Below are 20,554 nucleotides of genomic sequence, written 5' to 3'. Positions count from 1 at the left end.
CCGGGTATGGCGATGAACGCACCTTTCCAAATATTACTGATCGACGACGATAGCCGCAATATCTTTGCGCTGACGGCGGTCTTAAAGTCGCGTGGCTTTGCCTGTCTGACCACCACCGTCGCCACGGAAGGCCTGCACCTGCTGGAGTCGCAGCCGGCCATCGGCATCGTGCTGCTCGACATGATGATGCCCGAGATGGACGGCTATGAAACGCTGTCGCGCATCCGCAGCGGTACCCGTAGCGACATTCCCGTGATAGCCGTCACGGCCCAGGCCATGGCAGGCGACCGGGAGAAGTGTATACAGGCAGGCGCCAATGCCTACATTTCAAAACCCATCCATGTCGATGAACTCTTCACGCTGTTACATCGCTACCTACCTTAATTTGTCATGAACTCCGAAGCCTTGTTAGACCTTTCCGACGGCGAAATTGAGATCGTACTGAACGACCTGGTAGAGGTACATGGATACGACTTTATGAACTACTCCCGCGCATCGCTCAAGCGTCGGATCAACCGGCTTGTGGCGAATGACAAGTTCCTGAGCTTTGCCGAGTTCCGTTACCGGCTGCGTAACGACGATGTATACTTCAAGCGGTTTGTGGAGGAGATCACGGTAAACGTGACCGAGATGTTTCGCGATACGCAATTCTACCGTACGTTGCGGGAAGAGATCCTGCCGGTATTGGCCACCAGTCCGCTGGTCCGCATCTGGCATGCCGGCTGCTCGACGGGGGAGGAGGTATACTCCATGGCCATTCTGCTGCAGGAGGCGCAGTTGCTGCACAAGTCGTTGCTGTACGCTACGGACATCAATCCGGCTGTGTTAGAGAAGGTGCGCGCCGGCATCTTTCCGATGAACCAGATGAAGCGATATTCCGAGAACTATATACTCTCCGGCGGTAAGAATGACTTCTCATCGTACTACATCGCGCAATACAACGCGGCCAAGTTTGACGAGCAATTGGGGAAAAAGATCATCCTTGCCAATCACAACCTGGTGTCCGACAGCTCTTTTAATGAATTTCAGCTGATCCTGTGCCGCAATGTCATGATCTACTTCGATAAGGAGCTGCAGGAGCGGGCATTGAAATTGTTTGACGATAGTCTTGAGCCTCTGGGGTTCCTGGCGTTGGGATCAAAAGAGACGTTGAAGTTCTCATCGATCAGTCATAAGTACCGGCAGGTGGCGAACAAAGAGAAGATCTGGCGTAAAATTAAGTAAAGATGCTATGGCTCCGTTTGATATCATCGTCATAGGCGGCTCTGCAGGAAGCCTGGCCATGGTGTTGCAGATCCTGCCACACTTAAAGACGGACATGCAAGTGTCGGTGATATTGGTGTTTCACCGCCGGTCGTCGGAAGATACGACACTTATCGAGCTGTTGTCGCATCGCACGGAGTTTGAGGTCAAGGAAGTAGATGAGAAGGATCCCATCCGGCCCCATGTGATCTATATTGCACCGGCTGACTATCACGTTTTAATTGAGAAGGATCATACGCTCTCGCTGGATGTTTCCGAAAAGGTGAACTTCTGCCGCCCGAGCATCGACGTTACGTTTGAATCTGCGGCAGATATATATGGTAAATCGTTGATGTGTATCTTATTGTCGGGAGCCAATGCCGACGGTGTTCGCGGGTTGAAGGCGGCGCGGGACAAAGGTGGATTTATCGTTGTACAAGATCCCGCGTCTGCGGAGGTATCGTATATGCCACAGCAAGCCACCGAGCAGCTTCCTGTAGATTTACTCCTGCATGATAACAATATGGATGTATTGATGGATTGCCTGCGGTCGGGGAGGGGATAAATTTTGGGGAAACGGTTGAAAAACCGAAAGGAAAGTTGTAACTCGTTGTGAGTTGTCTTAAGCTATAAAACGATGTCAGAATCTTTTATCCACTACCTGTGGCAGTATCAGTATTTTAATAAACAAGAACTTTATACCACGCAAGGCGAAGCGGTCCAGGTGATACACCCGGGCTACTTAAATCATCATGCGGGGCCGGACTTCCAGCAGGCGCGCGTGCGTATAGGTCCCATCGATTGGGTGGGTGCGGTAGAAATCCATATACATGCATCGGGTTGGCGCAGTCATCATCACGATGAAGATGCGGCGTATAATAATGTCGTGCTGCACGTGGTGTGGCGGGAAGATAAACCGGTGCAGCGTCACGACGGCACACACCTGCCTACGCTCGAGCTGGGCAGGCGCGTGGACGACGACATCGTTTGGCGGTACCGGCGGCTGGTTAATAGTAGTGAGCCTATTCCCTGTGCCCCTTCGCTGCCGCGGGTGCCGTCTCTTACCGTGCTGAATATGTTAGATCGAACGGTAGCCGATCGCCTCGAGGTAAAGGCAAAGGAGGTATTGCAGCGTCTCGCCCGGAATAATGGCGATTGGGAGGAAACCTGTTATCAACTGCTGGTCCGAAATTTCGGGTTCAAGATCAACCGTGAGCCGTTTGAGCAGCTGGCACACGGGCTGCCCTATAAAGTCATACTTAAACAGCGCCACTCGCTGGAACAGGTCGAAGCGCTGCTGTTTGGGCAAGCTGGTTTCTTAACCGGGCGCCAGCCCGAAGACGAATATATGGCCCGGCTCCGGCGCGAGTACAGTGTGCTGGCCGCCAAGTACAACCTGATGCCGCGGCAATTGAGCCGCGCACAGTGGCGGTTTCTGCGCCTGCGGCCCGCGAACTTCCCCACCGTGCGGATTGCCCAACTGGCGGCACTGCTGTTTGCGCAGAAGCATCTGTTCTCTCAAATACTCGAGGGGAAGGACGTTCGCGTGCTGAAGGCGCTATTCAGCGTGCAACAGTCGGCGTACTGGCAGCATCACTACCTGCCGGGTAAGCTTGCGGGCGATGCGTCCGTGCCCTCCGTTGGCCAGGCCAGTGTAGAGAACATTATCATCAATACCGTGGCTCCATTGGTAGCGGCCTACAGACGCCTGCATGACGAAGATGATGCCGTCGACAAGGCCGTGGATCTTTTACAAGCCATGAACCCCGAAGAGAATCACATCGTAACCCGTTGGACGGCCGTGGGCATGCGCTGTGGTTCGGCCTTTGACTCGCAAGCGCTACTGGGGCTGCATAATAATTTCTGTTTAAAGCGAAGATGCTTAGATTGCAACATTGGATTTTCGCTGTTAAACCCAACGCGTAGAGAATGATCATAACCGCCGCCCATGGAGTGGTGCTTCTGGCACTTGCCTTTTTGCTGTGGAAGCGCGCGGACCCTACGATCAAAAGATACTTCTGGCCGGCCTGGATACTCAAGCTGGCCGCCGGCGCAGTGCTGGGGTGGATCTATACTTACTACTACGCCGGCGGCGACACGTGGGGCTTTTTCCGGGATGGCGTTACCCTCGCCCGCGAGGCACGCACGAACTTTTCTGTGTACGTGCGCTTTTTGTGGAGTGGCGATGAATCGTTTGACGTCTGGTCGCAGTTGCGACTACCACAGCCGCGTGCGTTGTTCCTCAGCAAGATCGTCAGCCTGTTCTGTCTGCTCACGCACGATCGATATATGGCCGTAGCGTGGTATTTTTCCATGCTTTCCTTTTGGAGCGCCTGGCATCTGACCACGGTGGTAAGCCGCTATTGGCCTCCGGCACGTGCAGCCGCCGTGCTGGCACTGTTGTATTGGCCTACCGCGGTGCTCTGGACGTCTGGCATCATCAAGGAAAGCCTTGCCCTGGCGTCGTTGTATTTCCTGGTGGCGATAAGCTTGCAGGTGTGGGCCCGGCAGCGGTTGTCGGTGTTAACCGTGGGGCTAGTGGCCTTTGCCCTGTGGATGTTGTGGAGCCTGAAGTATTATTACCTTGCCGTGTTCCTACCCGTTGCCTGCGCGGCGCTGGTCATGCGACGTCTCCTGTTGCCGCGTATGCCGTCTGCGGGCCCGATCAGTAAGGTAGCGGTCTGGATTGCGCTGGGGATTGTCCCGGCCGTGCTGCTGAGCCAGCTGCACCCCAACTTTTACCCGGAGCGTTTCCTGTCGGTCATAACCGAAAACTACGAGGCCTTTCAGCGGTTGTCGGAGGCAAACGACATGGCACATTTTCCATCGTTGGAACCTACTCTGGCCAGTGTATTGCGTCATAGCCCGGCCGCGCTGCTCACGGGGCTGTTCAGGCCGTGGGTGTGGGAGGCCCACACATTCTTTCAGGTTGCGGTAGCGATTGAAAATATTGTGCTCGCCGTATTGATACTCATGTCCTTACGGCACTTGCGCACGTTGCCGAGATCGCCACACCGCCTGCTGGTTCTTTCAATCGTTGTATATACCGTACTATTATGTGTTTTTCTGACCTTATCCACCCCTAACTTCGGTACGCTGTCGCGTTACCGCGTAGGTTTCCTTCCTTTCCTGGTGCTGCTGGTATGCGCGGACAACGTGTGGATCACACGGATCTTTCGCTTCCTACAAAGTTCAAAGTAACCGTTTGGTAAGTATAGCGATCCGCCTACCTTTGCCATCTGATCTGTTATTATGGAAAATCCGGTTATTATTTTTGGTGCAACACAACTGGGGCGTGCCGCCCGTGAGATCTTTGAAGGGAACGGAAATGTCGTGTATTGTTTCCTGGATGATAATAAGAAGCTACACAACACCGAGATCGACAATGTAAGCGTACTGGGCGCTACCGACGACGACGGCTTTCTAAAGCTTATCGGCAAAAAGTGCGAAGCCTTTGTAGCGCTGGACGACAACAAGCTGCGTAAGAACATTGTCAAGATGTTGCAAGACGTACGTCACGTGCAGCCTGTCAACGGTGTGCATAATACCACCATCATCGCTACCTCGGCCGATATGGGCCACGGCAACTTTATAGACCAGGGCGCAAAGATCGGCGCAGGCACCAGCATCGGCAACCACTGCCTCATACAGGCCGGTGCGATCATTGGCCCGGAAGTAAAGGTGGGTGACTTTGTGCAGATCGGCGCGGGTACGGTGTTGGGTGCAGGCACAGAGGTAGAAGAAGAAGCCTTCATCGGCGCGGGAGTAACAGTGGTCGGTGGTATCACCATCGGCAAGGGAGCCCGCGTAGGCGCCGGCTCGGTGGTCGTAGCGCCTGTGAAGGCCGGCGAAACTGTATTTGGAAATCCCGCGCAAAAAGTAGGAAGCTGACGATAGCAGGCGTAGGTATGGCCAGGATTTCAGAGACCGATTTGATCCTTAATGACGACGGCAGTGTATACCATCTCAACCTGCTGCCTAAACACCTGTCCGAAACGATCATTACGGTCGGCGACCCCGGCCGCGTGTACCGCGTCAGTGAGCACTTCGACGACGTTGAGTTCGAGATGAACAAGCGCGAATTCATCACACACGTCGGCACCTATAAAGGAAAGAAAGTCACGGTCATCAGTACCGGCATGGGCACCGACAACATCGAGATCCTGTTCACGGAGCTCGACGCGCTTGTCAATGTCGACCTGAAGACACGCGAGCCCAGGGGCCGGCGCAAAAAACTGCGGATCATTCGCATCGGCACATCGGGGGCACTTCAGGAGGACATCCCTGTCGGCTCACATCTGGTGACCGACTATGCCGTGGGTTTTGACAGCCTTATGCATTTTTATAACCTCACCCTGGACGAGCAGGAGGAGGCGTTTGCCCGGGACATCCAGGAAAAGATCGGGTTGCCCTTCCAGCCATACGTCGTTCGCGGGTCGCAAACGTTGCAAGAGCAATTCAGGGGTGACATGATCATCGGCAATACGGTAACTACCCCTGGCTTTTACGCGCCACAGGGGCGCATTTTACGTGCACCGATCAAATATCCACGCCTGCTGGAGGACCTGTATTATTACCACCACAAGGCCAGCGACTTTTGGCTCACCAACTTTGAAATGGAGACCGCCGGCTACTATGCCATGGCCCGGCTGCTGGGGCACGAGGCCCTTAGCGTAAACGCCATCATCGCAAACCGCGTCAAAAACAAGTTCGCCAAGGACCCCAACAAGGTCATCGATCCCCTTATCAAAAAGGTGCTCGACAGCCTCTGACAGTTATTTCAGCTGTACAGAGCTATCCATACGCATGATATGCTTGGACGCTGCCATCGGGTCGTCGTGGTAAAAGCCCGACAGGATGCGGTGGGCAATCTGTTCGATGATCAGCTCATCATCGGACTTTCCCTCCTTGCCGCGCCAAAAAATGCGGTTGGGGTGGCGTTTCATGTCCTCCACATAGTATCTGGCGCGTGTGTACTGCTCATCCGTAAACGTAATGGTGAAGCAGGTCTTTACTTTGTAGGTTTCCATAACAGGCAGGATGTCAAAGGATATGCCAGTAATTTCCGCAAAAACAGCCTGGAAACGGGGTAAGAATGCCTCATGTTCGCCCGGAGCCGGGCGGAACTGTCCGCGCCTGGGACGGGTTATAAGCCATTGCGGCTATCCTGTGGAAGGCTGCGCAAAACGATTAAATTCGCACCGAATAGCATTATGAGAGATTGCAACGTTTTCACCCTGTCGAACGGCATCCGCGTGGTTCACCAGCAGATCGTGTCGACAGCCATTGTTCACTGTGGACTGATCCTTGACATCGGAAGCCGTGACGAAACATTAGACAACCAGGGCATCGCTCACTTTTGGGAGCATATGGCCTTTAAAGGCACCAAAAAGCGAAATACCCTCGACATCATCACCAGCCTCGACGCCGTGGGCGGCGAGCTCAATGCCTATACCGATAAAGAAAAGATCGCCTTCTACGCCTCGGCACGCCGCGAATATTTCGAGCGGGCCGTGGATGTACTGAGCGACATCGCCTTTCGCTCTGTCTTTCCCGAGAAGGAACTCGAAAAAGAGAAAGGTGTTATTCTCGAAGAAATGGCGATGTATCATGACAGCCCGGAGGACTCGTTACAAGATGAGTTCGAGGCGGTGATCTATAAGAACCACCCGATGGGCATGAACATCCTGGGCCGTGAAGAGACCATTCGCAATTTCCGTAAGAAAGACTTCGTGTCGTTCTTCCGGGATCACCTTCATACCCGGCGCGTGGTCTTCTCGTGTGTGGGTAACATCACACTCGAAGAAGCCGAGCGCCTGGCGCACAAATACATCGGCGGCTTTAAAGCTGCCGGTGGCAACGGCCGTCGTAAGAAGTTCGCCCATTACAAGCCGGCACAGCAGGAGTTGCGGCGCATGGTGAAACAAGCCAAGTGCGCCATCGGCGGCGATGCATACCCCATTCACCACGACCACCGCATACCGCTCTATGTGCTGACGAATATCCTGGGAGGCCCCGGCATGAACTCACGCCTCAACCTGTCGCTACGCGAGCGTCACGGCCTGGTATACGGGGTTGATGCGCACTATACGGCTTATTCAGACACCGGCATGTTTGCCATCTTCTTTGGTACGGAGCCGCGCCAGTTGGATAAGTGTATATCGTTGGTGAAAAAGGAGCTGGAGAAGTTCCGTGAGAAGCCGCTGTCGAAACCACAGCTGGCGGCTGCGAAGGAGCAGATCAAAGGCCAACTGGCCATGTCGGAAGAGAATAACCTCAACCTCATGCTCATGATGGGGCGCAGCGTGCTGCTTTATAACCGCGTGCCCAAATTAGAAGAGGTGTTTGATATGATCGACCGTACTACGTCGTTAAAACTGCAGGAGGTAGCTCACCATATATTTAACGAAAAGCGGCTCAGCTACCTCACCATGCTTCCTGCGTAAACGGAGCCGCCACGAAGCCAGACCAGACACCCCCATGAACATCCTGAACGAAGCCATCCAACAATACGCCGAGCAACATACCAGCGAAGAGAACCCGCTGCTGAAACGCATTAACCGCGACACGCATGCGCAGGTGATGATGCCGCGCATGTTATCCGGGCACTTGCAGGGACGACTGCTGGCGATGATCAGCGCCATGATCCGTCCCGATCGCGTACTCGAGATCGGTACGTATACCGGCTACTCTGCGCTGTGCCTGGCAGAAGGACTGGCGCCGCAGGGCAAGGTCATCACGCTCGATATCAACGAAGAGCTGGAAGAACGCGTGCGGAAATACATTGCCGACGCGGGATTACAAGATGCCATCGATTATCGGATCGGCGATGCCGGCACACTCCTTCCCGGCATCGACGAGGTCTTCGACCTGGTGTTTATCGATGCGGATAAAGAGCGCTACAGCAAGTACTACGATCTGGTGATCGGCAAAGTACGCCCCGGCGGATTTATCCTGGCCGACAATGTGCTGCGCGACGGCAAGGTGCTGGACGAGAAAACAGACAAGGACACCCGGGCCATACAGGAGTTTAATCGAAAGATCCATGCCGATCCACGGGTGGAAAACGTACTTCTTCCGGTTCGGGATGGTATTATGTTGTTGAGAAAAGTATCTTTGTAAAACTTTTTAATCTCTTCTTGACTATGATGCGATCACTCTTCGCGCTATTTTTTGCGGTATCGTATACCGTAGCGGCGCAGACGACGACTCCGACACCTCAGGTTCCGCACAAGATGGCCTTCGCCGGCATCACGTTGACGATCCGCGATGATGCACGCCGCGAAATACAGAAGGATGTAGATGCGCTTACCCAATCACCCCGGCATCACAATATTAAAGTAGAACGGGCAAAGACCTATTTCCCGATCATCGAAAAGATCTTTGCGGAAGAAAATGTACCCGACGACTTTAAATACCTGGCCCTGCAAGAGAGCGCGCTGATCGCCGATGCTGTGTCTGTATCGAACGCCGTCGGCTTCTGGCAGTTCAAGGACTTTACCGCCATGGAGATGGGCCTGCGTGTAGACAAGCAGATCGATGAACGCATGAACATCGCTTCTTCCAGCCGCGCGGCCGCGCGTTACTTCAAAAAGAACAATACCTACTTTAACAACTGGATCTATGCGCTGCAAGCTTACCAAATGGGGGCCGGTGCCGTTATGCGCAGCGAGAAAGACAGTCAGCCCGGTGCCCGCAGCATGGAGATCACCAGCAAGACATACTGGTACGTAAAGAAATACCTGGCGCACAAAGTGGCCTTCGAGGACATGGTCAAAGGCGAGGGGCAGATCAAAGCGCTGACCTACGATAGTCAAAACAAGACGTCCCTGAGCGACTTTGCCAAGGAGGTATCGGTCAACGAAGAGGAGCTGAAGCTATATAATAAATGGACGAAATCGGGCGACATTCCAAGCGATCGTACCTATGTGATCGTCATTCCTGTGAAGGGAAATACCGGAGAAATCCGGTTACCGGACAATACCATAGCTTCAAAAGCTGGTGAGACGGGCAAAAATAGTACATCTGTTTCGGCTCAAAAAGAGACCCGTCGCAAGGTCAACGGTATCCCGGTCATAGAAGCCAGGCAAGGTGAAGGCGCGGCTCAATTGGCTGGGCGTGCAGGCGTAGCGGTAGGAGCGTTTATGAAATGGAACGATCTGGACAATGCGGGTTCTCTCGTCGCCGGTCGGACATACCTGTTAGGTAAGAAGCGCGCCCGTGCCGACAAAGCATATCATACCGTACAGGCTGGGGATAATCTGTGGAGTGTCAGTCAACAGTACGGCGTGCAGGTGAAGAAGCTCAAACGGTATAATCGCATCGAGTCTGATCGTGATCTCAAGCCCGGTATGACCTTGTGGCTGTCTGCGCGCAAGCCAAAAGACGCCGATAAGATACCGGCCGATACGAGGCCTATCGAAATCGACAAATCGCAAACATTTGCCTGGGGTGTAGACCCCACCGAAGGCAAAACTCAGACGCCGATCGTCACAACAACGACACCGGTTACGGTTGTAACGACCCCCACGCCCGCCACGGGGACGGAGGTGCCGGCTGCGGTTACACCACCTGTGTCCGTAAACACTATACAATCCGTGGATAGCGCGTCGGCACCGCTGGCAGACACGGCCCGGGCTGCGACCGAAGCCATCGACTCGGCCAAGGTATTGCTGCCAGCGCGCGTGGAAGTACCGGCCCCGGCTGACAGCGCGGCGGTGAAACCGGTTGCGACTGAACCCGTGGTGATAACTGTGCCTGATACACACACCATACAACCCAAGGAGACCCTCTACGCCATTGCCCGTCAATACAACATGGGGGTAATGGACCTGGTCAACCTGAATAACCTCAACCTGCAGGAGAGCATCAAGCCGGGTCAGGTACTACGGCTCAAAGACACGGTCCCGGCTGTCGAGAATACACCAGCGCCCGCCGCGGCAGCGGGTGTTGAAACAACCAATACGCCTGTGACCGAGGTGACTCATGAGGTGAAAGCCACCGACACATTGTACGGGATCGCCCGCAAGTATGGCGTGACAATCAAGGAGCTGATGGAGTGGAACAACAAAAAAGACTTCTCCCTGTCGGTGGGAGAGAAGCTTCGGATCCAGCAAAAGTGATAAACCTTTTTTTAACTTTTTTCCCCTATTTATTACGTCTTTTCTGGAAATTGTGCTACGGGTTCTCAAATATTGCAAAAAAGGATATTTTTGTGATTCGTGTTATATTAAAGGATGTGTAGACAGATTTACCTGACCATTGATGCAAACAGATATTAAAGCCATAGACCTGGTAATGCTTGTGGATGATAACGACACTGATAACTTTATCAGCAAGCGTATCATTGAGATCACCAGGTTTGCCAAGCGTGTGGAAGTGAAAGGATCCGGAAAGGCAGCATTAGACTACTTGCGTGAAAATCAAAACATTCCCGACAACCTGCCCAGCCTGATCTTTCTCGACATCAACATGCCGATCGTAGATGGCTTTGTATTCCTGTACGAGTTCGAGAAATTCAACGAACTGGTGCGCAACAAGTGTAAGGTCATCATCCTGTCAAGCTCGGACAACAAGCGCGACATCGATAAGATCGTAAACAACAATCACGTCATTAAGTTTATCACCAAACCGCTGACGGAAGTTGCGCTGGACGAGATCAAACTAAACAATATCTGAGTTTCCCTGGTACGGTTTTAATTGATAATTTTCGATCAAAACCCATTACAGTATGAAAAAGGATGTGTTTGCACGCCTGAGCCTGGCTTTGTTTATTTTTTGTCTTCTTTTATCCGGACCCGTAATCGGGCAGATTGTAAAGCCCGACACCCTCTCGCCCTGGAAAAAGAAGCTCCTCTTTAACGCCAACGTAAACCAGGCGTCCTTCTCTTCCAACTGGAAGGCCGGCGGGGTGAACTCCATCGGGTTTAACGCTGCCTTCAACTACAAGGCCGGCTACAAAAAGGGGCGGGACACGTGGGACAACGAGATCGACCTGCTTCACGGCTTTGTGAAGAACAGCGGCCAGGGTTACCGTAAGACGGTAGACCGCATCTTCCTCGATACCAAATACGGCTACAACATCAGTAAGTACTGGGACGTATTCACCTCCCTCAACTTTCTGTCGCAGTTCGCCCCCGGCTATAAATACGACAAAGATGCCGCCGGCCTCGAACAAGCCTCGCTCATCTCTGACTTCCTCGCCCCGGCATACGCCACCTCGGCCTGGGGTCTTGAATATCACCCGACTACCTATTTTAAAGTACGTGTGTCACCCTTCGCACCGCGCGTTACGATCGTGAACGATAACAATGGCCGCTTCGACGCGGTAGACTCCATCGCACCCTATGGCGTGGAGGTAGGGGAGACTACCCGCTTTGAGTGGCTGGCCTTTCAGATGCTGGCCGAGTTCGACAAGAACATAGCCACCAACCTCAACTTCAAGTGGCGCTACCTCATGTATGCTAACTATGAGACCCTCGAGCTGAAGACCATCGACCACCGCCTCGACCTCATGTTCAATGCCAAGGTCAACCGTTTTATTACCGTGGGCCTGGGGGGTATTCTGCTTTACGACTACGACCAGGACAGCGGGGCGCAGGTCAGCCAGTTATTTAACTTCGGGTTTGCCTACACGTTCCAAAATTACGCGGATCCCAAATAGCGCACACCCCTCCATAAGCATGGAAAAGGCCTGAAAACTCCGGGCCTTTTTCTTTTCGCCTGATCCGATAGTTTTAAATTGCGTAAAACTTGTCCTTTCCTATGTCTCAGGAGAAATTCATTGAAGCCATCACCCAAGCGTACACCACCAGCCTGCCGTCTATTTGTCTCGGCGCCGGCGTTTATCAGAGCGAGGTTTGCGGAGCCGCCAAAGTAAACCTGCCGCTGCGTATGATGAACCGCCACGGCCTGGTCACCGGGGCTACCGGTTCTGGAAAGACCCGCACGCTGCAGCTCATGGCCGAGCAGCTCTCCGCGGCCGGGGTGTCGGTGTTCATGCCCGACATGAAGGGCGACCTTTCGGGCATGGCCAAGGAAGGCCTCGTGAACGACAAGATCACCGAGCGCGCGCAGGCGATCGGTATCCACTATACCCCTACGGGCTTTCCGGTAGAGCTATACTCGCTCAGCGGCAAACTGGGTGCGCAAATGCGGGCCACCGTGACAGAGTTCGGCCCCGCCTTGCTCGCCAAGATCCTGGAGCTGAACGAAACACAGTCGGGGGTGCTGAACATTCTCTTCAAATATGCTGATGACAAGTCGTTGCCCATCGTCGATTTCAAAGACCTGAAGAAGGTACTCAACCACCTGACGGAAGGTCCCGGTGCGGCCGAGATCAAAAGTGATTACGGCAAGATCTCTTCGGCCACCGCCAGCACCATCTTGCGCAAGATTGTCGCCCTCGAGCAGCAGGGTATCGATCAGCTCTTCGGCGAAACATCGTTCGATATCGAAGATCTCTTTGAGAAGGTAGACGGCCGCGGCGTTATCAGTTTACTCAACGTATCCGATGTGCAGCACCAGCCTGCTATATTTTCTACGTTCCTGCTGGCGCTGCTGGTAGAGATCTATCAGCGCATGCCCGAGGCCGGCGACCTCGACAAACCCAAGCTGGTGTTCTTTCTCGACGAAGCGCACCTGCTGTTTAAAGACGCTCCCAAAGTATTTCTGGATCAGATCGACCAGATCATCCGCCTCATCCGCTCCAAAGGTGTGGGGGTATTCTTTTGTACGCAGGTGACACAGGATATACCAGCGTCCGTGCTCGCGCAGCTCGGCAACCGCGTGCAGCACGTGATCCGGGCTTTTACCCCCAACGATGCCAAGGCCTTGCGCGAAACGATCAAGACCTTTCCCAAGTCGGCCTTCTACGACATGGAGCAGCAGTTTACACAGCTTGGCACCGGCCAGGCCTTTATTACCGTGCTGAACGAGAAGGGTATCCCCACAGAGACGGTCGTGGCACACCTCTCGCCGCCGGCATCATTCATGGGGCCGCTTACGACAGAAGAGTACAATCAGCTGCTGGGGCAGTCGGATCTGTACAAAAAGTATAAAGATCCCGTTGATCCGCAGAGCGCGTTTGAAATACTGACCGAGCGTATGGAAGCGTTGCAGGAGGAAGCCGAAGAACAGGAAGCGGCGGAAAAGAAAACGGCAAAACGTGCGGAGGCACCGGCGCGGCGCACAACGTCCACGCGCCGTGAGAAATCCACCTTCGAAGAAGTCATGGCGTCACCCGTGGCGAAGCAAGTAGGGCGCGAGGTAGTACGCGGTATATTTGGCATGCTGTTCGGATCGGCGCCCCGCACATCGCGTTCGCGCCGCAACAGTATATTTTGATAACGCGATCCACGAGCACATGTGGGAAGACGATGACACGGAAGACGGCGACGCCGAGTTTGACCCCGAGAAAGAGCGGAGGCGCATGGAGGCATTGCCCATCTTCCAGAAGGCGGAAGAGATACGCGACATGACGCGCCGGATCATCGACTCCATCGACGATGAGGAGGTAAAGATGATCCACAGCAACATCATGCTCGAAGACTCCATCGTCATTCCCGCCAAGATCGCCAGTGCCGAAGCCGTCGATGACTTCATCCTCAAGATGGAGAATGCCACCATCGTCAAGATCCATGCCCGGAGCCTGCAGGCGCAAGCCGCCTCGCTGATCTTCGAAGAAGTCCTTCCCGAAGAATACCTGGTGCTGCTCCGCAAAGAGATCGAAACCTTTCGGGTATTATTCCGCGCCTGGATCAAAACCTTCCACCAGGCCAAAAAGGAAGGTGACGGATGGGGCCTCTTTGTCGACGAGGACCAATAAATCACCGCAACAGGGCAAACATCCATTGCAACCGGTATTACCCATATCCCGGATTATTCCGGTATTTACACGAAAGGTGACATCTTTTTAGCGGTCTACCACACGGGAAGACTTTTCTTTAGTACCTTTACCTCGATTAAAACCTGTCTTGCTGAAGTGACCTCAAATGCTTCAGCTATTCCCTCATTACATGTTTAATTAATCTATACACTGCCTGTATGGTGAGGGATCGTATTATTTGCTTAGTCATAGTATGTATGGCCATGGTGCAGAGCGCCGTGGCGCAATCGACCGTTCGGGCAGAAGGCGGTGTGCTCGATGCCCGTCACTGGAATTTCCAGGATCAAAACCTCGCCCTGACCGGCTACTGGACGCACTATCCCAACGAACTGATAACACCCCGCGAAGCCCGTACCAAAAAGGGCCAGATCCACTATCTGCCCGAGCTTTGGAACGAGACGACCTCCGACGGTAAAGGTCAGGGATATACCACCTATCAGCTCAAGGTCTTATTACCCGATACCATTCATCAGCTGGCGGTCGAAGTGCCGCAGCTCTATAGCTGTTATACACTTTGGGCCAACGGCCTCGAGATCGCATCGGCCGGGGTCGTTTCCGACAAGAAAGAAACCACCGTGCCGCAATGGGTCCACCAGGCGGGCGTCATTTCCATGGATCCTGCCGATACGCTGGTGCTTGTACTGCAGATCGCCAACTTCCATCACTACAAAGGCGGTATAAAAGATCCCATCATGCTGGGCTTGTCTACCAACATCCGCGATCATGCGTTTTATGCCATTACCGCTTCCGTCATTGAGTCGGCTGTGTTGAGTGTGCTCTCCCTTAGTTTTTTTATACTGTTCATGGTGCGCCGGCAACGGGTCGTGCTGTACTTCGCTTTCCTGTGCCTAAGCTGGGGCGCCCGGGCGTGGTTCTCCAACGTATATCCGGTCACAGCGTTCTTTCCCTCCATGCCGTGGTCGTGGGTGGTGCGTATCGAGTACCTCACGCTTTATTCGGGTATTGCCTGGGCGGCCCTGTTCCTGCATGCGTTGCTCGAGAAGCTCAGCCACCAGCTGATACCGTACATCGTCGTGGTATTGAATGTGGCCTTTGCCTTGTTCACGCTTTTAACGTCCGCGCTGGTATACTCGCAGTGGGTGGGATTGTATCTGGCGGTAGCGGCCTGCGTGCTGGCGTATGCGGCCGTGTTAGCCATTCGCGCACTGCTGTTTGAGCAGGCTGGCGCCTGGTATATGGTGGGCAGCATCGTCACGGGCGTGGCCATGTTTGGATACGACATCGTGGCCTATAACAAGGGCGGCGTGTATGATTATATCTTTCTCAGTATCGGCTATCTGCTCATTTTCCTACTGACAACGGTCGTACTGTTGTACCACCTCAATGTGTTTAAGAGCCGGGGGGAAAAACAGGTGCTTACCTACGAGGATTTCTTCAAGAAATAAGGCGTATGCCGGGCCGGCTTAGAAGTCGGTGTCCAGCCCCAGGCGGTCTTTCATCTCGCGCAAGACGGGGTTTTTCTCCAGCAAGTGATCGAACTTCTCCCGTGGCGTATAAAACACCCGCTGCGACTCTTCGATCTCCACGATCTTTGTCACGATCTGAATCGAGTTGTTCTTCAGCCGCTCGCGAATAAACGCCGACAGTTGCAGGCGGATATTGTTCAGCATCGTCTCCTGCACCAGGTGGTGAAGGTGTACGGTAATAACGGGATGGGTAAAGTCGTAGGGTTGCGTCAGCAGCTGATACTCGGCGGGCAGGTGCCTGCGCTGCTCGGCAAATTCGTTCCATACATTCTGCAGCTGTTCTGGCGTAAAAGGCTGGTCGGCTTCCACCGGCGCGTCATTGGCGGAGGCTTCTTTCCTGGGTTCCACTTTCAACAGGCTTGTCAGCTTTACCGTCGTCTTGGGGGAAGACTGGAAGCGCGACTTCTCGGCGTAGTTCGGTTTCAGCGTAGGCGCCTGGACGCCGGCATCCCCGGTGCTTTCCGCCGCGGGTGGTGCCGTGGGGGCGGGTGCTGCCGACTGTGCCGCGGGAGCGGAAGAAGTTGGAGCAGATGTTGTCGTGGTGGGGAGGGCGGTCGGAGTGGCCGCGGCGGCTGTGTTTTCAGTGCTGGAAGAGTCTTCGTCAGACTCTATACTAATTTTTTTTTTAAGCCTACCGCATCGGTAAGTCCATTGCCAGCAAGCTGATCAGCCTTTAATACAGCACCCACATGCGCCATCTTCATCAACGCGAGTTCCACCGTTAAACGCTGGTTCTTGCTGCCTTTGTATTGAATGTCGCACTGGTTGGCCAGGTTCAGCCACGTCAGCAACAGCGACGGGGGAGAGGTCTGTGCCTGCTGCGCGTATTTTTTCTTCACGCTGTCGGGTACCTCCATGAGGTTCACCGTGCGGGCGTCTTGCGACACCAGCAGGTTGCGCAGGTGCTCGCTCAGGCCCACGATAAAGTTATGGCCGTCAAATCCCTTGCGCAGGATCTCGTCCAGCAGCATGAGCGGTTGTGTATGGTTCTGCGTCAGCAACGCATCTACAACCTGGAAGTAGTAGTCGTAATCCAGGATGTGGAGGTTCGCCAGCGTGCTCTTGAAGGTCACGCCTTTGCCCGCCGCGTAGGTCACCATCAGGTCGAAGATGGAGAGCGCGTCGCGCAGGGCGCCGTCGGCTTTCTGGCTGATCAGGTGCAGTGCTTCGTCCTCGGCCGGAATGCCCTCGTGTGAGGCGATCTTCTTGAGGTGGTTGGCGATGTCGCTGATCTGAATACGATTGAAATCGAAGATCTGGCAGCGCGACAGGATCGTTGGGATCACCTTGTGTTTTTCCGTGGTCGCCAGGATAAAGATGGCGTACGACGGCGGCTCCTCCAGCGTCTTCAGGAACGCGTTAAAGGCCGCGTTCGAGAGCATGTGCACCTCGTCGATGATGTACACCTTGAATTTGCCGAATTGAGGAGGGTAGCGAACCTGGTCGATCAGGTTCCGGATGTCTTCCACGGAGTTGTTGGAGGCTGCATCCAGCTCGAAGATATTCAGGGAGTTGTTCTCCGTGCGTTCTTCAAAGCCGTTGATCAGACGGGCCACGATCCGTGCGCAAGTGGTTTTACCCACACCCCGGGGACCGCAAAACAGCAGTGCCTGGGCGAGCTTATTATTATCAATGGCATTTTTGAGCGTCGTGGTAATGTGCTCTTGCCCAACCACTTCGTCAAACCCCGTGGGGCGGTATTTCCGTGCCGAAACAACAAAATTCTCCATGCGGCCCGCAAGATAGAAGGAGAAGTCTGAACTTGAAAACACAAGGCTCAAACTTTTGGAAAATGCCATCATGGCGTACTTCCTGCGTTGCCGGAACTGTGGAGTGAAGACTTTTGTTATCTTTGTGCCCCCGTTTTCCGTTCTTTGACTACTGTACTTAATGGGGCCGACCGGTTTTGACAGGATGTTTGAGACCGTGTATAAGCATGCAGGCTCATGGGATGAGAGCCTTGAAAGATAGTCCTCAATCATACTTGGCGAGTCTAACTACGCCATGGCTGCCTAATTTAGCTGAGCTGAATTACGCCTCGTCCCGATAAGATCGGGAAAGCCATCATCGCCCAGCGCTCCCGTTTTGCAGGCGCTGATCCGCGGTGTCGTTATGCAAATCCGCTCCGTGCCACGTTACTAAGCACGGCTAAGCCATAGTGACTACGGTGCGTTTTAGGCCGTTGCCTGCCTTGACGCTCCCGACAATAAAAAGCAACTAAGCATGTAGAAGACCCGGGGTTCATCTTCTCTGGACGAGGGTTCGACTCCCTCCGGTTCCACCCAAAGGGAAAATCGATAAGATTTTCCCTTTTTTTATGCTTGAAAACGTCTGGTTCGCTGAATAAACGTACTTTTTCTGCCAGAGCTCACCACCAGTTCGATGAATTTCCGACTTTACAGGTATCCGCGGGGAATTCTACATGCGGGTTAAGGGGTCGATAATTTGTTCTAAGCGATTGTTGTCGAAAGCAACGTTGGCCGGCGCATTAGAAACGACATTCTCAATGAGGGAGTTTCAGGTGATTCGAACGGCATAAGAATATTTCCGTCGTAATGCAAAGGTGTTAGAAAAGCAATCGCCCGGCTAAGAAGGGGTTTGTTTCTGTAAGACGAACCTGCAATACGGCCTCGTGCCGTCTTTTAGCGTATTGTAAAACCTTGACCCCACTACGCCGGCAAAATCGCTGAATACGCGTTGGTACCGACGCGGGACCAAACGCTTAATAGTGCTCGTCTTAGAATCATCGTCTAACTCGATGGCACGTACAACTTTCGTGCTGATATTTTCTTTACTCAACAAGATCATCCCCGAATCAAGCAGCTGTTGGCTGAAGATAGCCATGTTCGCTAACGAATTCCGGAAATCGACAAGCAGCAGGTGGCCTCCCGGTCGGAGTACGCGCTTGACCTCTGAGAGAAACTTAGCAACATCGCCGTATCCGTGAGATGACTCGACGTTCATTACAATGTCGATAGAATCATCCTGGATAAGAAGATGCTCTCCGCTACCCTGAACGAATCGCAGACTCGCAGTGCTGTGGAACTTATTCGCTAACGCGACCGCACTACTTGCTATATCAACAGCAATGTACTGCTTCGGCCTGAAATGATTTGCGACATAGCTCGCCCCGCCGCCCCGGCCACTCCCTACTTCCAGCACAACTTTACCGGTTACGGGTACCTTGCAAGCCAGGTAATGATACATTGCCGCTGGTTGATGCTGGTGTTTTACATTGAACGGCGGAACGTTACTATGTCTTTCTTCAGCATCGGGTACATAGCCGTAATTCATAAAATGCCAATCGGCAGACGGAATGTATTTGGCCAGCACTTGGTACGTTATGCGGGCATTGAAACGTTTGAACCATGCAAATCGCTTAAAGACAGAGATTGTTTTATTGATTATATACATGAATAATTTAGGGGTAAATGATATAGAAAATGTGAAAGCAACCGAAGCAAGAATAGTTTAGTTAAAGATAGCCTAATACGAGGTGTCGGGTGTCGTCGCGGAAATTCTTCGCGATTCGAAGATCGCGGGAAACTACGCGTCAGCGTGACCCATATTGCGATAAGCCGCTATTCTCCGGTGTGGTGGTGGGTATAGCATGCAATATTGCAGGTCGTCCCAGTTGATATAGATGACGGATGTGAGAGGCAACGGCGCCGTACATCGATTTATACTCATTGTATACGATTCCACGCTCGCCGCAGGCCTGTTTTACATATCTTGAAATGGCCGGATAGTGAATATGGCTGACGCGAGGAAACAAGTGGTGTTCGATTTGGAAGTTCAGTCCCCCCAGCAGCCAATGGAGTACGCGGCTCTCGGTTTGGAAATTTGCTGTGGACCGAACTTGGTGTATCGCCCAATCGGTCTTCGAAGTGCCATCGGCAATGCTATGAAAATGGGTTCCCTCTACCACATGCGCCAACTGGAATACAATGCTGATTACAACTCCGCAAACAAATGTGATGACCAAAAATCCAACGAGCCAGGAGACCCAGCCAATGAATGCGATCGGCAGGACAACATACAAGAAAACGTACATGAGCTTAGTCACCCAAAAAATGGTTTGCTGCCCGATTGTTAGTTTCTTTTTGGGGGCGGTAGCCGAAATACGTCCGCTGAAATATTTTTTGAAGTCTTCATAAAAAATCCACACGATGTAAGAGATTCCGTATAAGACAACCCAATAGATATGCTGAAATCGGTGATATCGTTTTAAGGGCTGATCGGCGTGAAGGCGCATAAATGGCTTCACGTCGATATCGGAATCGAGTCCCTCGATATTCGTGTAGGTGTGATGGTTAATGTTGTGTTTCGCCTGCCAGAAGTGTGCAGTTCCCCCCAATACGTTAAGAAAGTGCGCGGCAACCTTGTTGAGAAGCGGATGTTTGGAAAAGCTTTGATGGCCTCCATCATGCATGACATTAAACCCGATTAATGCCAAAGCAAGACCCAGGAGCACACATAGTGGCACACCAAGCCATGGGGCCGGTGTGAAAAAAACCAACACTACATAGAGTGCCGCAGCAGCGCTGACGAGCACCAGACCTTTGATTACTATCTTATGATTGCCAGCCTCGTGGATACCCTTTGTTGTAAAGTGGTTACTGACGCGCTGTTTGAGGGTAGTAAAAAACGAACTCTTTGAATTGTCGAACGAATGTGTAATCATGTTGGTGTTGCCTGTATCATATCAACAGAATGACTAAAAAAATCGTTCGGGAGTTCACGAGGCACACTAAAGGATCATGTCGCACGCGGGCCGGAGTGCAACAGAGCAAGGTCGGCGCGACGGCATGATTAGGGCAAAAGAACATTAATGGTTGTGAAAACTAATACACAATTGGCGCCCAATGATTACTATTTGGGAAATTGCTTTTATAAATCAAAACAACCTTTCGGATTAAATGCAGATGATTCATCCCGT

The 20,554-nt window shown here is 53.0% G+C and carries 20 protein-coding genes and 1 other RNA gene; 16 read left to right on the top strand and 5 right to left on the bottom strand.

The window, feature by feature from the left end:
* Positions 1 to 12 precede the first annotated feature (12 nt).
* The 7 genes from KK078_RS24130 to KK078_RS24100 all read left to right on the top strand — a co-directional run bounded on the left by KK078_RS24130 (position 13) and on the right by KK078_RS24100 (position 6,014).
* On the top strand, positions 13 to 384 hold the full coding sequence (locus KK078_RS24130; RefSeq protein WP_254092893.1) for a response regulator: 372 nt from the start codon (positions 13 to 15) through the stop codon (positions 382 to 384).
* A 6-nt stretch (positions 385 to 390) separates the two neighbouring features.
* The gene (locus tag KK078_RS24125) at positions 391 to 1,224 is read left to right on the top strand and encodes a CheR family methyltransferase (RefSeq protein WP_254092892.1); all 834 of its coding nucleotides are present in this window, start codon (positions 391 to 393) and stop codon (positions 1,222 to 1,224) included.
* A gap of 7 nt (positions 1,225 to 1,231) precedes the next feature.
* The gene (locus KK078_RS24120; protein ID WP_254092891.1) at positions 1,232 to 1,807 is read left to right on the top strand and encodes a chemotaxis protein CheB; all 576 of its coding nucleotides are present in this window, start codon (positions 1,232 to 1,234) and stop codon (positions 1,805 to 1,807) included.
* A 72-nt stretch (positions 1,808 to 1,879) separates the two neighbouring features.
* On the top strand, positions 1,880 to 3,175 hold the full coding sequence (locus KK078_RS24115) for a DUF2851 family protein (protein WP_254092890.1): 1,296 nt from the start codon (positions 1,880 to 1,882) through the stop codon (positions 3,173 to 3,175).
* Positions 3,172 to 4,443, top strand: coding sequence for a hypothetical protein (locus KK078_RS24110; RefSeq protein WP_254092889.1), 1,272 nt, complete (start codon positions 3,172 to 3,174; stop codon positions 4,441 to 4,443). Before KK078_RS24115 ends, KK078_RS24110 begins: the two co-directional genes overlap by 4 nt.
* Positions 4,444 to 4,494: 51 nt before the next feature.
* Complete coding sequence (locus tag KK078_RS24105) at positions 4,495 to 5,133, top strand: NeuD/PglB/VioB family sugar acetyltransferase (RefSeq protein ID WP_254092888.1); 639 nt, start codon at positions 4,495 to 4,497, stop codon at positions 5,131 to 5,133.
* A 17-nt stretch (positions 5,134 to 5,150) separates the two neighbouring features.
* Complete coding sequence (locus KK078_RS24100) at positions 5,151 to 6,014, top strand: nucleoside phosphorylase (RefSeq protein ID WP_254092887.1); 864 nt, start codon at positions 5,151 to 5,153, stop codon at positions 6,012 to 6,014.
* 3 nt (positions 6,015 to 6,017) lie between these two features.
* Here KK078_RS24100 and KK078_RS24095 read toward each other — a convergent pair whose 3' ends face one another.
* Entirely contained in the window at positions 6,018 to 6,272 is a 255-nt protein-coding gene (locus KK078_RS24095; protein WP_254092886.1) for a hypothetical protein, read from the bottom strand.
* Positions 6,273 to 6,455: 183 nt separating this feature from the next.
* Between KK078_RS24095 and KK078_RS24090 the strand changes: the two genes are divergently transcribed.
* The 8 genes from KK078_RS24090 (at position 6,456) to KK078_RS24055 (ending at position 15,534) form a co-directional block, all read left to right on the top strand.
* Positions 6,456 to 7,688, top strand: coding sequence for a M16 family metallopeptidase (locus tag KK078_RS24090; RefSeq protein ID WP_254092885.1), 1,233 nt, complete (start codon positions 6,456 to 6,458; stop codon positions 7,686 to 7,688).
* A gap of 34 nt (positions 7,689 to 7,722) precedes the next feature.
* Positions 7,723 to 8,364, top strand: a complete 642-nt coding sequence (locus tag KK078_RS24085; protein WP_254092884.1) for an O-methyltransferase — start codon at positions 7,723 to 7,725, stop codon at positions 8,362 to 8,364.
* 23 nt (positions 8,365 to 8,387) lie between these two features.
* Positions 8,388 to 10,364: a LysM peptidoglycan-binding domain-containing protein gene (locus KK078_RS24080; protein ID WP_254092883.1), complete on the top strand. Its 1,977-nt coding sequence runs from the start codon at positions 8,388 to 8,390 to the stop codon at positions 10,362 to 10,364.
* A gap of 142 nt (positions 10,365 to 10,506) precedes the next feature.
* Positions 10,507 to 10,920 carry a response regulator gene (locus KK078_RS24075; protein ID WP_254092882.1) on the top strand — a complete coding sequence of 138 codons (414 nt, stop codon included), beginning with the start codon at positions 10,507 to 10,509 and terminating at the stop codon, positions 10,918 to 10,920.
* 52 nt (positions 10,921 to 10,972) lie between these two features.
* Positions 10,973 to 11,905 (top strand): DUF3078 domain-containing protein, encoded by a 933-nt coding sequence (locus tag KK078_RS24070; RefSeq protein ID WP_254092881.1) that lies wholly within the window; start codon positions 10,973 to 10,975, stop codon positions 11,903 to 11,905.
* Positions 11,906 to 12,006: 101 nt separating this feature from the next.
* Positions 12,007 to 13,587, top strand: coding sequence for a helicase HerA-like domain-containing protein (locus KK078_RS24065; RefSeq protein WP_254092880.1), 1,581 nt, complete (start codon positions 12,007 to 12,009; stop codon positions 13,585 to 13,587).
* Between the two features lie 19 nt (positions 13,588 to 13,606).
* Complete coding sequence (locus KK078_RS24060) at positions 13,607 to 14,068, top strand: hypothetical protein (protein WP_254092879.1); 462 nt, start codon at positions 13,607 to 13,609, stop codon at positions 14,066 to 14,068.
* Positions 14,069 to 14,325: 257 nt separating this feature from the next.
* A complete protein-coding gene (locus KK078_RS24055) occupies positions 14,326 to 15,534 on the top strand; it encodes a 7TM-DISM domain-containing protein (RefSeq protein ID WP_254092878.1) in 1,209 nt (402 codons plus the stop codon).
* Between the two features lie 18 nt (positions 15,535 to 15,552).
* On the opposite strand, the gene KK078_RS24050 is transcribed toward KK078_RS24055, so the two are convergent.
* Together KK078_RS24050 and dnaX are read right to left on the bottom strand one after the other, a co-directional pair.
* The gene (locus KK078_RS24050; RefSeq protein WP_254092877.1) at positions 15,553 to 15,969 is read right to left on the bottom strand and encodes a hypothetical protein; all 417 of its coding nucleotides are present in this window, start codon (positions 15,967 to 15,969) and stop codon (positions 15,553 to 15,555) included.
* 254 nt (positions 15,970 to 16,223) lie between these two features.
* Positions 16,224 to 17,345, bottom strand: a complete 1,122-nt coding sequence (gene dnaX, locus KK078_RS24045) for a DNA polymerase III subunit gamma/tau (protein ID WP_254092876.1) — start codon at positions 17,343 to 17,345, stop codon at positions 16,224 to 16,226.
* 162 nt (positions 17,346 to 17,507) lie between these two features.
* Here dnaX and ssrA point away from each other — a divergent pair.
* Positions 17,508 to 17,899, top strand: a transfer-messenger RNA (tmRNA) gene (gene ssrA, locus KK078_RS24040).
* Positions 17,900 to 18,201: 302 nt separating this feature from the next.
* Here the strand turns inward: ssrA and KK078_RS24035 are convergent.
* Complete coding sequence (locus tag KK078_RS24035; protein WP_254092875.1) at positions 18,202 to 19,029, bottom strand: class I SAM-dependent methyltransferase; 828 nt, start codon at positions 19,027 to 19,029, stop codon at positions 18,202 to 18,204.
* A gap of 139 nt (positions 19,030 to 19,168) precedes the next feature.
* Positions 19,169 to 20,299: a fatty acid desaturase family protein gene (locus KK078_RS24030; protein WP_254092874.1), complete on the bottom strand. Its 1,131-nt coding sequence runs from the start codon at positions 20,297 to 20,299 to the stop codon at positions 19,169 to 19,171.
* Between the last annotated feature and the right edge of the window lie 255 nt (positions 20,300 to 20,554).

This window comes from Dawidia soli, from assembly GCF_018598185.1.
Lineage (GTDB): Bacteria > Bacteroidota > Bacteroidia > Cytophagales > Cyclobacteriaceae > Ohtaekwangia > Ohtaekwangia soli.
Note: the sequence above shows the minus strand (reverse complement) of the source record. Positions and strands in the feature narration are given on the sequence as shown.

What these genes read in the sequence shown, in the direction of transcription:
- KK078_RS24130 (WP_254092893.1), top strand. Translation starts at nt 13, where the DNA reads ATGAACGCACCTTTCCAAATATTACTGATCGACGACGATAGCCGCAAT.
- KK078_RS24125 (WP_254092892.1), top strand. Translation starts at nt 391, where the DNA reads ATGAACTCCGAAGCCTTGTTAGACCTTTCCGACGGCGAAATTGAGATC.
- KK078_RS24120 (WP_254092891.1), top strand. Translation starts at nt 1,232, where the DNA reads ATGGCTCCGTTTGATATCATCGTCATAGGCGGCTCTGCAGGAAGCCTG.
- KK078_RS24115 (WP_254092890.1), top strand. Translation starts at nt 1,880, where the DNA reads ATGTCAGAATCTTTTATCCACTACCTGTGGCAGTATCAGTATTTTAAT.
- KK078_RS24110 (WP_254092889.1), top strand. Translation starts at nt 3,172, where the DNA reads ATGATCATAACCGCCGCCCATGGAGTGGTGCTTCTGGCACTTGCCTTT.
- KK078_RS24105 (WP_254092888.1), top strand. Translation starts at nt 4,495, where the DNA reads ATGGAAAATCCGGTTATTATTTTTGGTGCAACACAACTGGGGCGTGCC.
- KK078_RS24100 (WP_254092887.1), top strand. Translation starts at nt 5,151, where the DNA reads ATGGCCAGGATTTCAGAGACCGATTTGATCCTTAATGACGACGGCAGT.
- KK078_RS24095 (WP_254092886.1), bottom strand. Translation starts at nt 6,272, where the DNA reads ATGGAAACCTACAAAGTAAAGACCTGCTTCACCATTACGTTTACGGAT.
- KK078_RS24090 (WP_254092885.1), top strand. Translation starts at nt 6,456, where the DNA reads ATGAGAGATTGCAACGTTTTCACCCTGTCGAACGGCATCCGCGTGGTT.
- KK078_RS24085 (WP_254092884.1), top strand. Translation starts at nt 7,723, where the DNA reads ATGAACATCCTGAACGAAGCCATCCAACAATACGCCGAGCAACATACC.
- KK078_RS24080 (WP_254092883.1), top strand. Translation starts at nt 8,388, where the DNA reads ATGATGCGATCACTCTTCGCGCTATTTTTTGCGGTATCGTATACCGTA.
- KK078_RS24075 (WP_254092882.1), top strand. Translation starts at nt 10,507, where the DNA reads ATGCAAACAGATATTAAAGCCATAGACCTGGTAATGCTTGTGGATGAT.
- KK078_RS24070 (WP_254092881.1), top strand. Translation starts at nt 10,973, where the DNA reads ATGAAAAAGGATGTGTTTGCACGCCTGAGCCTGGCTTTGTTTATTTTT.
- KK078_RS24065 (WP_254092880.1), top strand. Translation starts at nt 12,007, where the DNA reads ATGTCTCAGGAGAAATTCATTGAAGCCATCACCCAAGCGTACACCACC.
- KK078_RS24060 (WP_254092879.1), top strand. Translation starts at nt 13,607, where the DNA reads ATGTGGGAAGACGATGACACGGAAGACGGCGACGCCGAGTTTGACCCC.
- KK078_RS24055 (WP_254092878.1), top strand. Translation starts at nt 14,326, where the DNA reads ATGGCCATGGTGCAGAGCGCCGTGGCGCAATCGACCGTTCGGGCAGAA.
- dnaX (WP_254092876.1), bottom strand. Translation starts at nt 17,345, where the DNA reads ATGGAGAATTTTGTTGTTTCGGCACGGAAATACCGCCCCACGGGGTTT.
- KK078_RS24035 (WP_254092875.1), bottom strand. Translation starts at nt 19,029, where the DNA reads ATGTATATAATCAATAAAACAATCTCTGTCTTTAAGCGATTTGCATGG.
- KK078_RS24030 (WP_254092874.1), bottom strand. Translation starts at nt 20,299, where the DNA reads ATGATTACACATTCGTTCGACAATTCAAAGAGTTCGTTTTTTACTACC.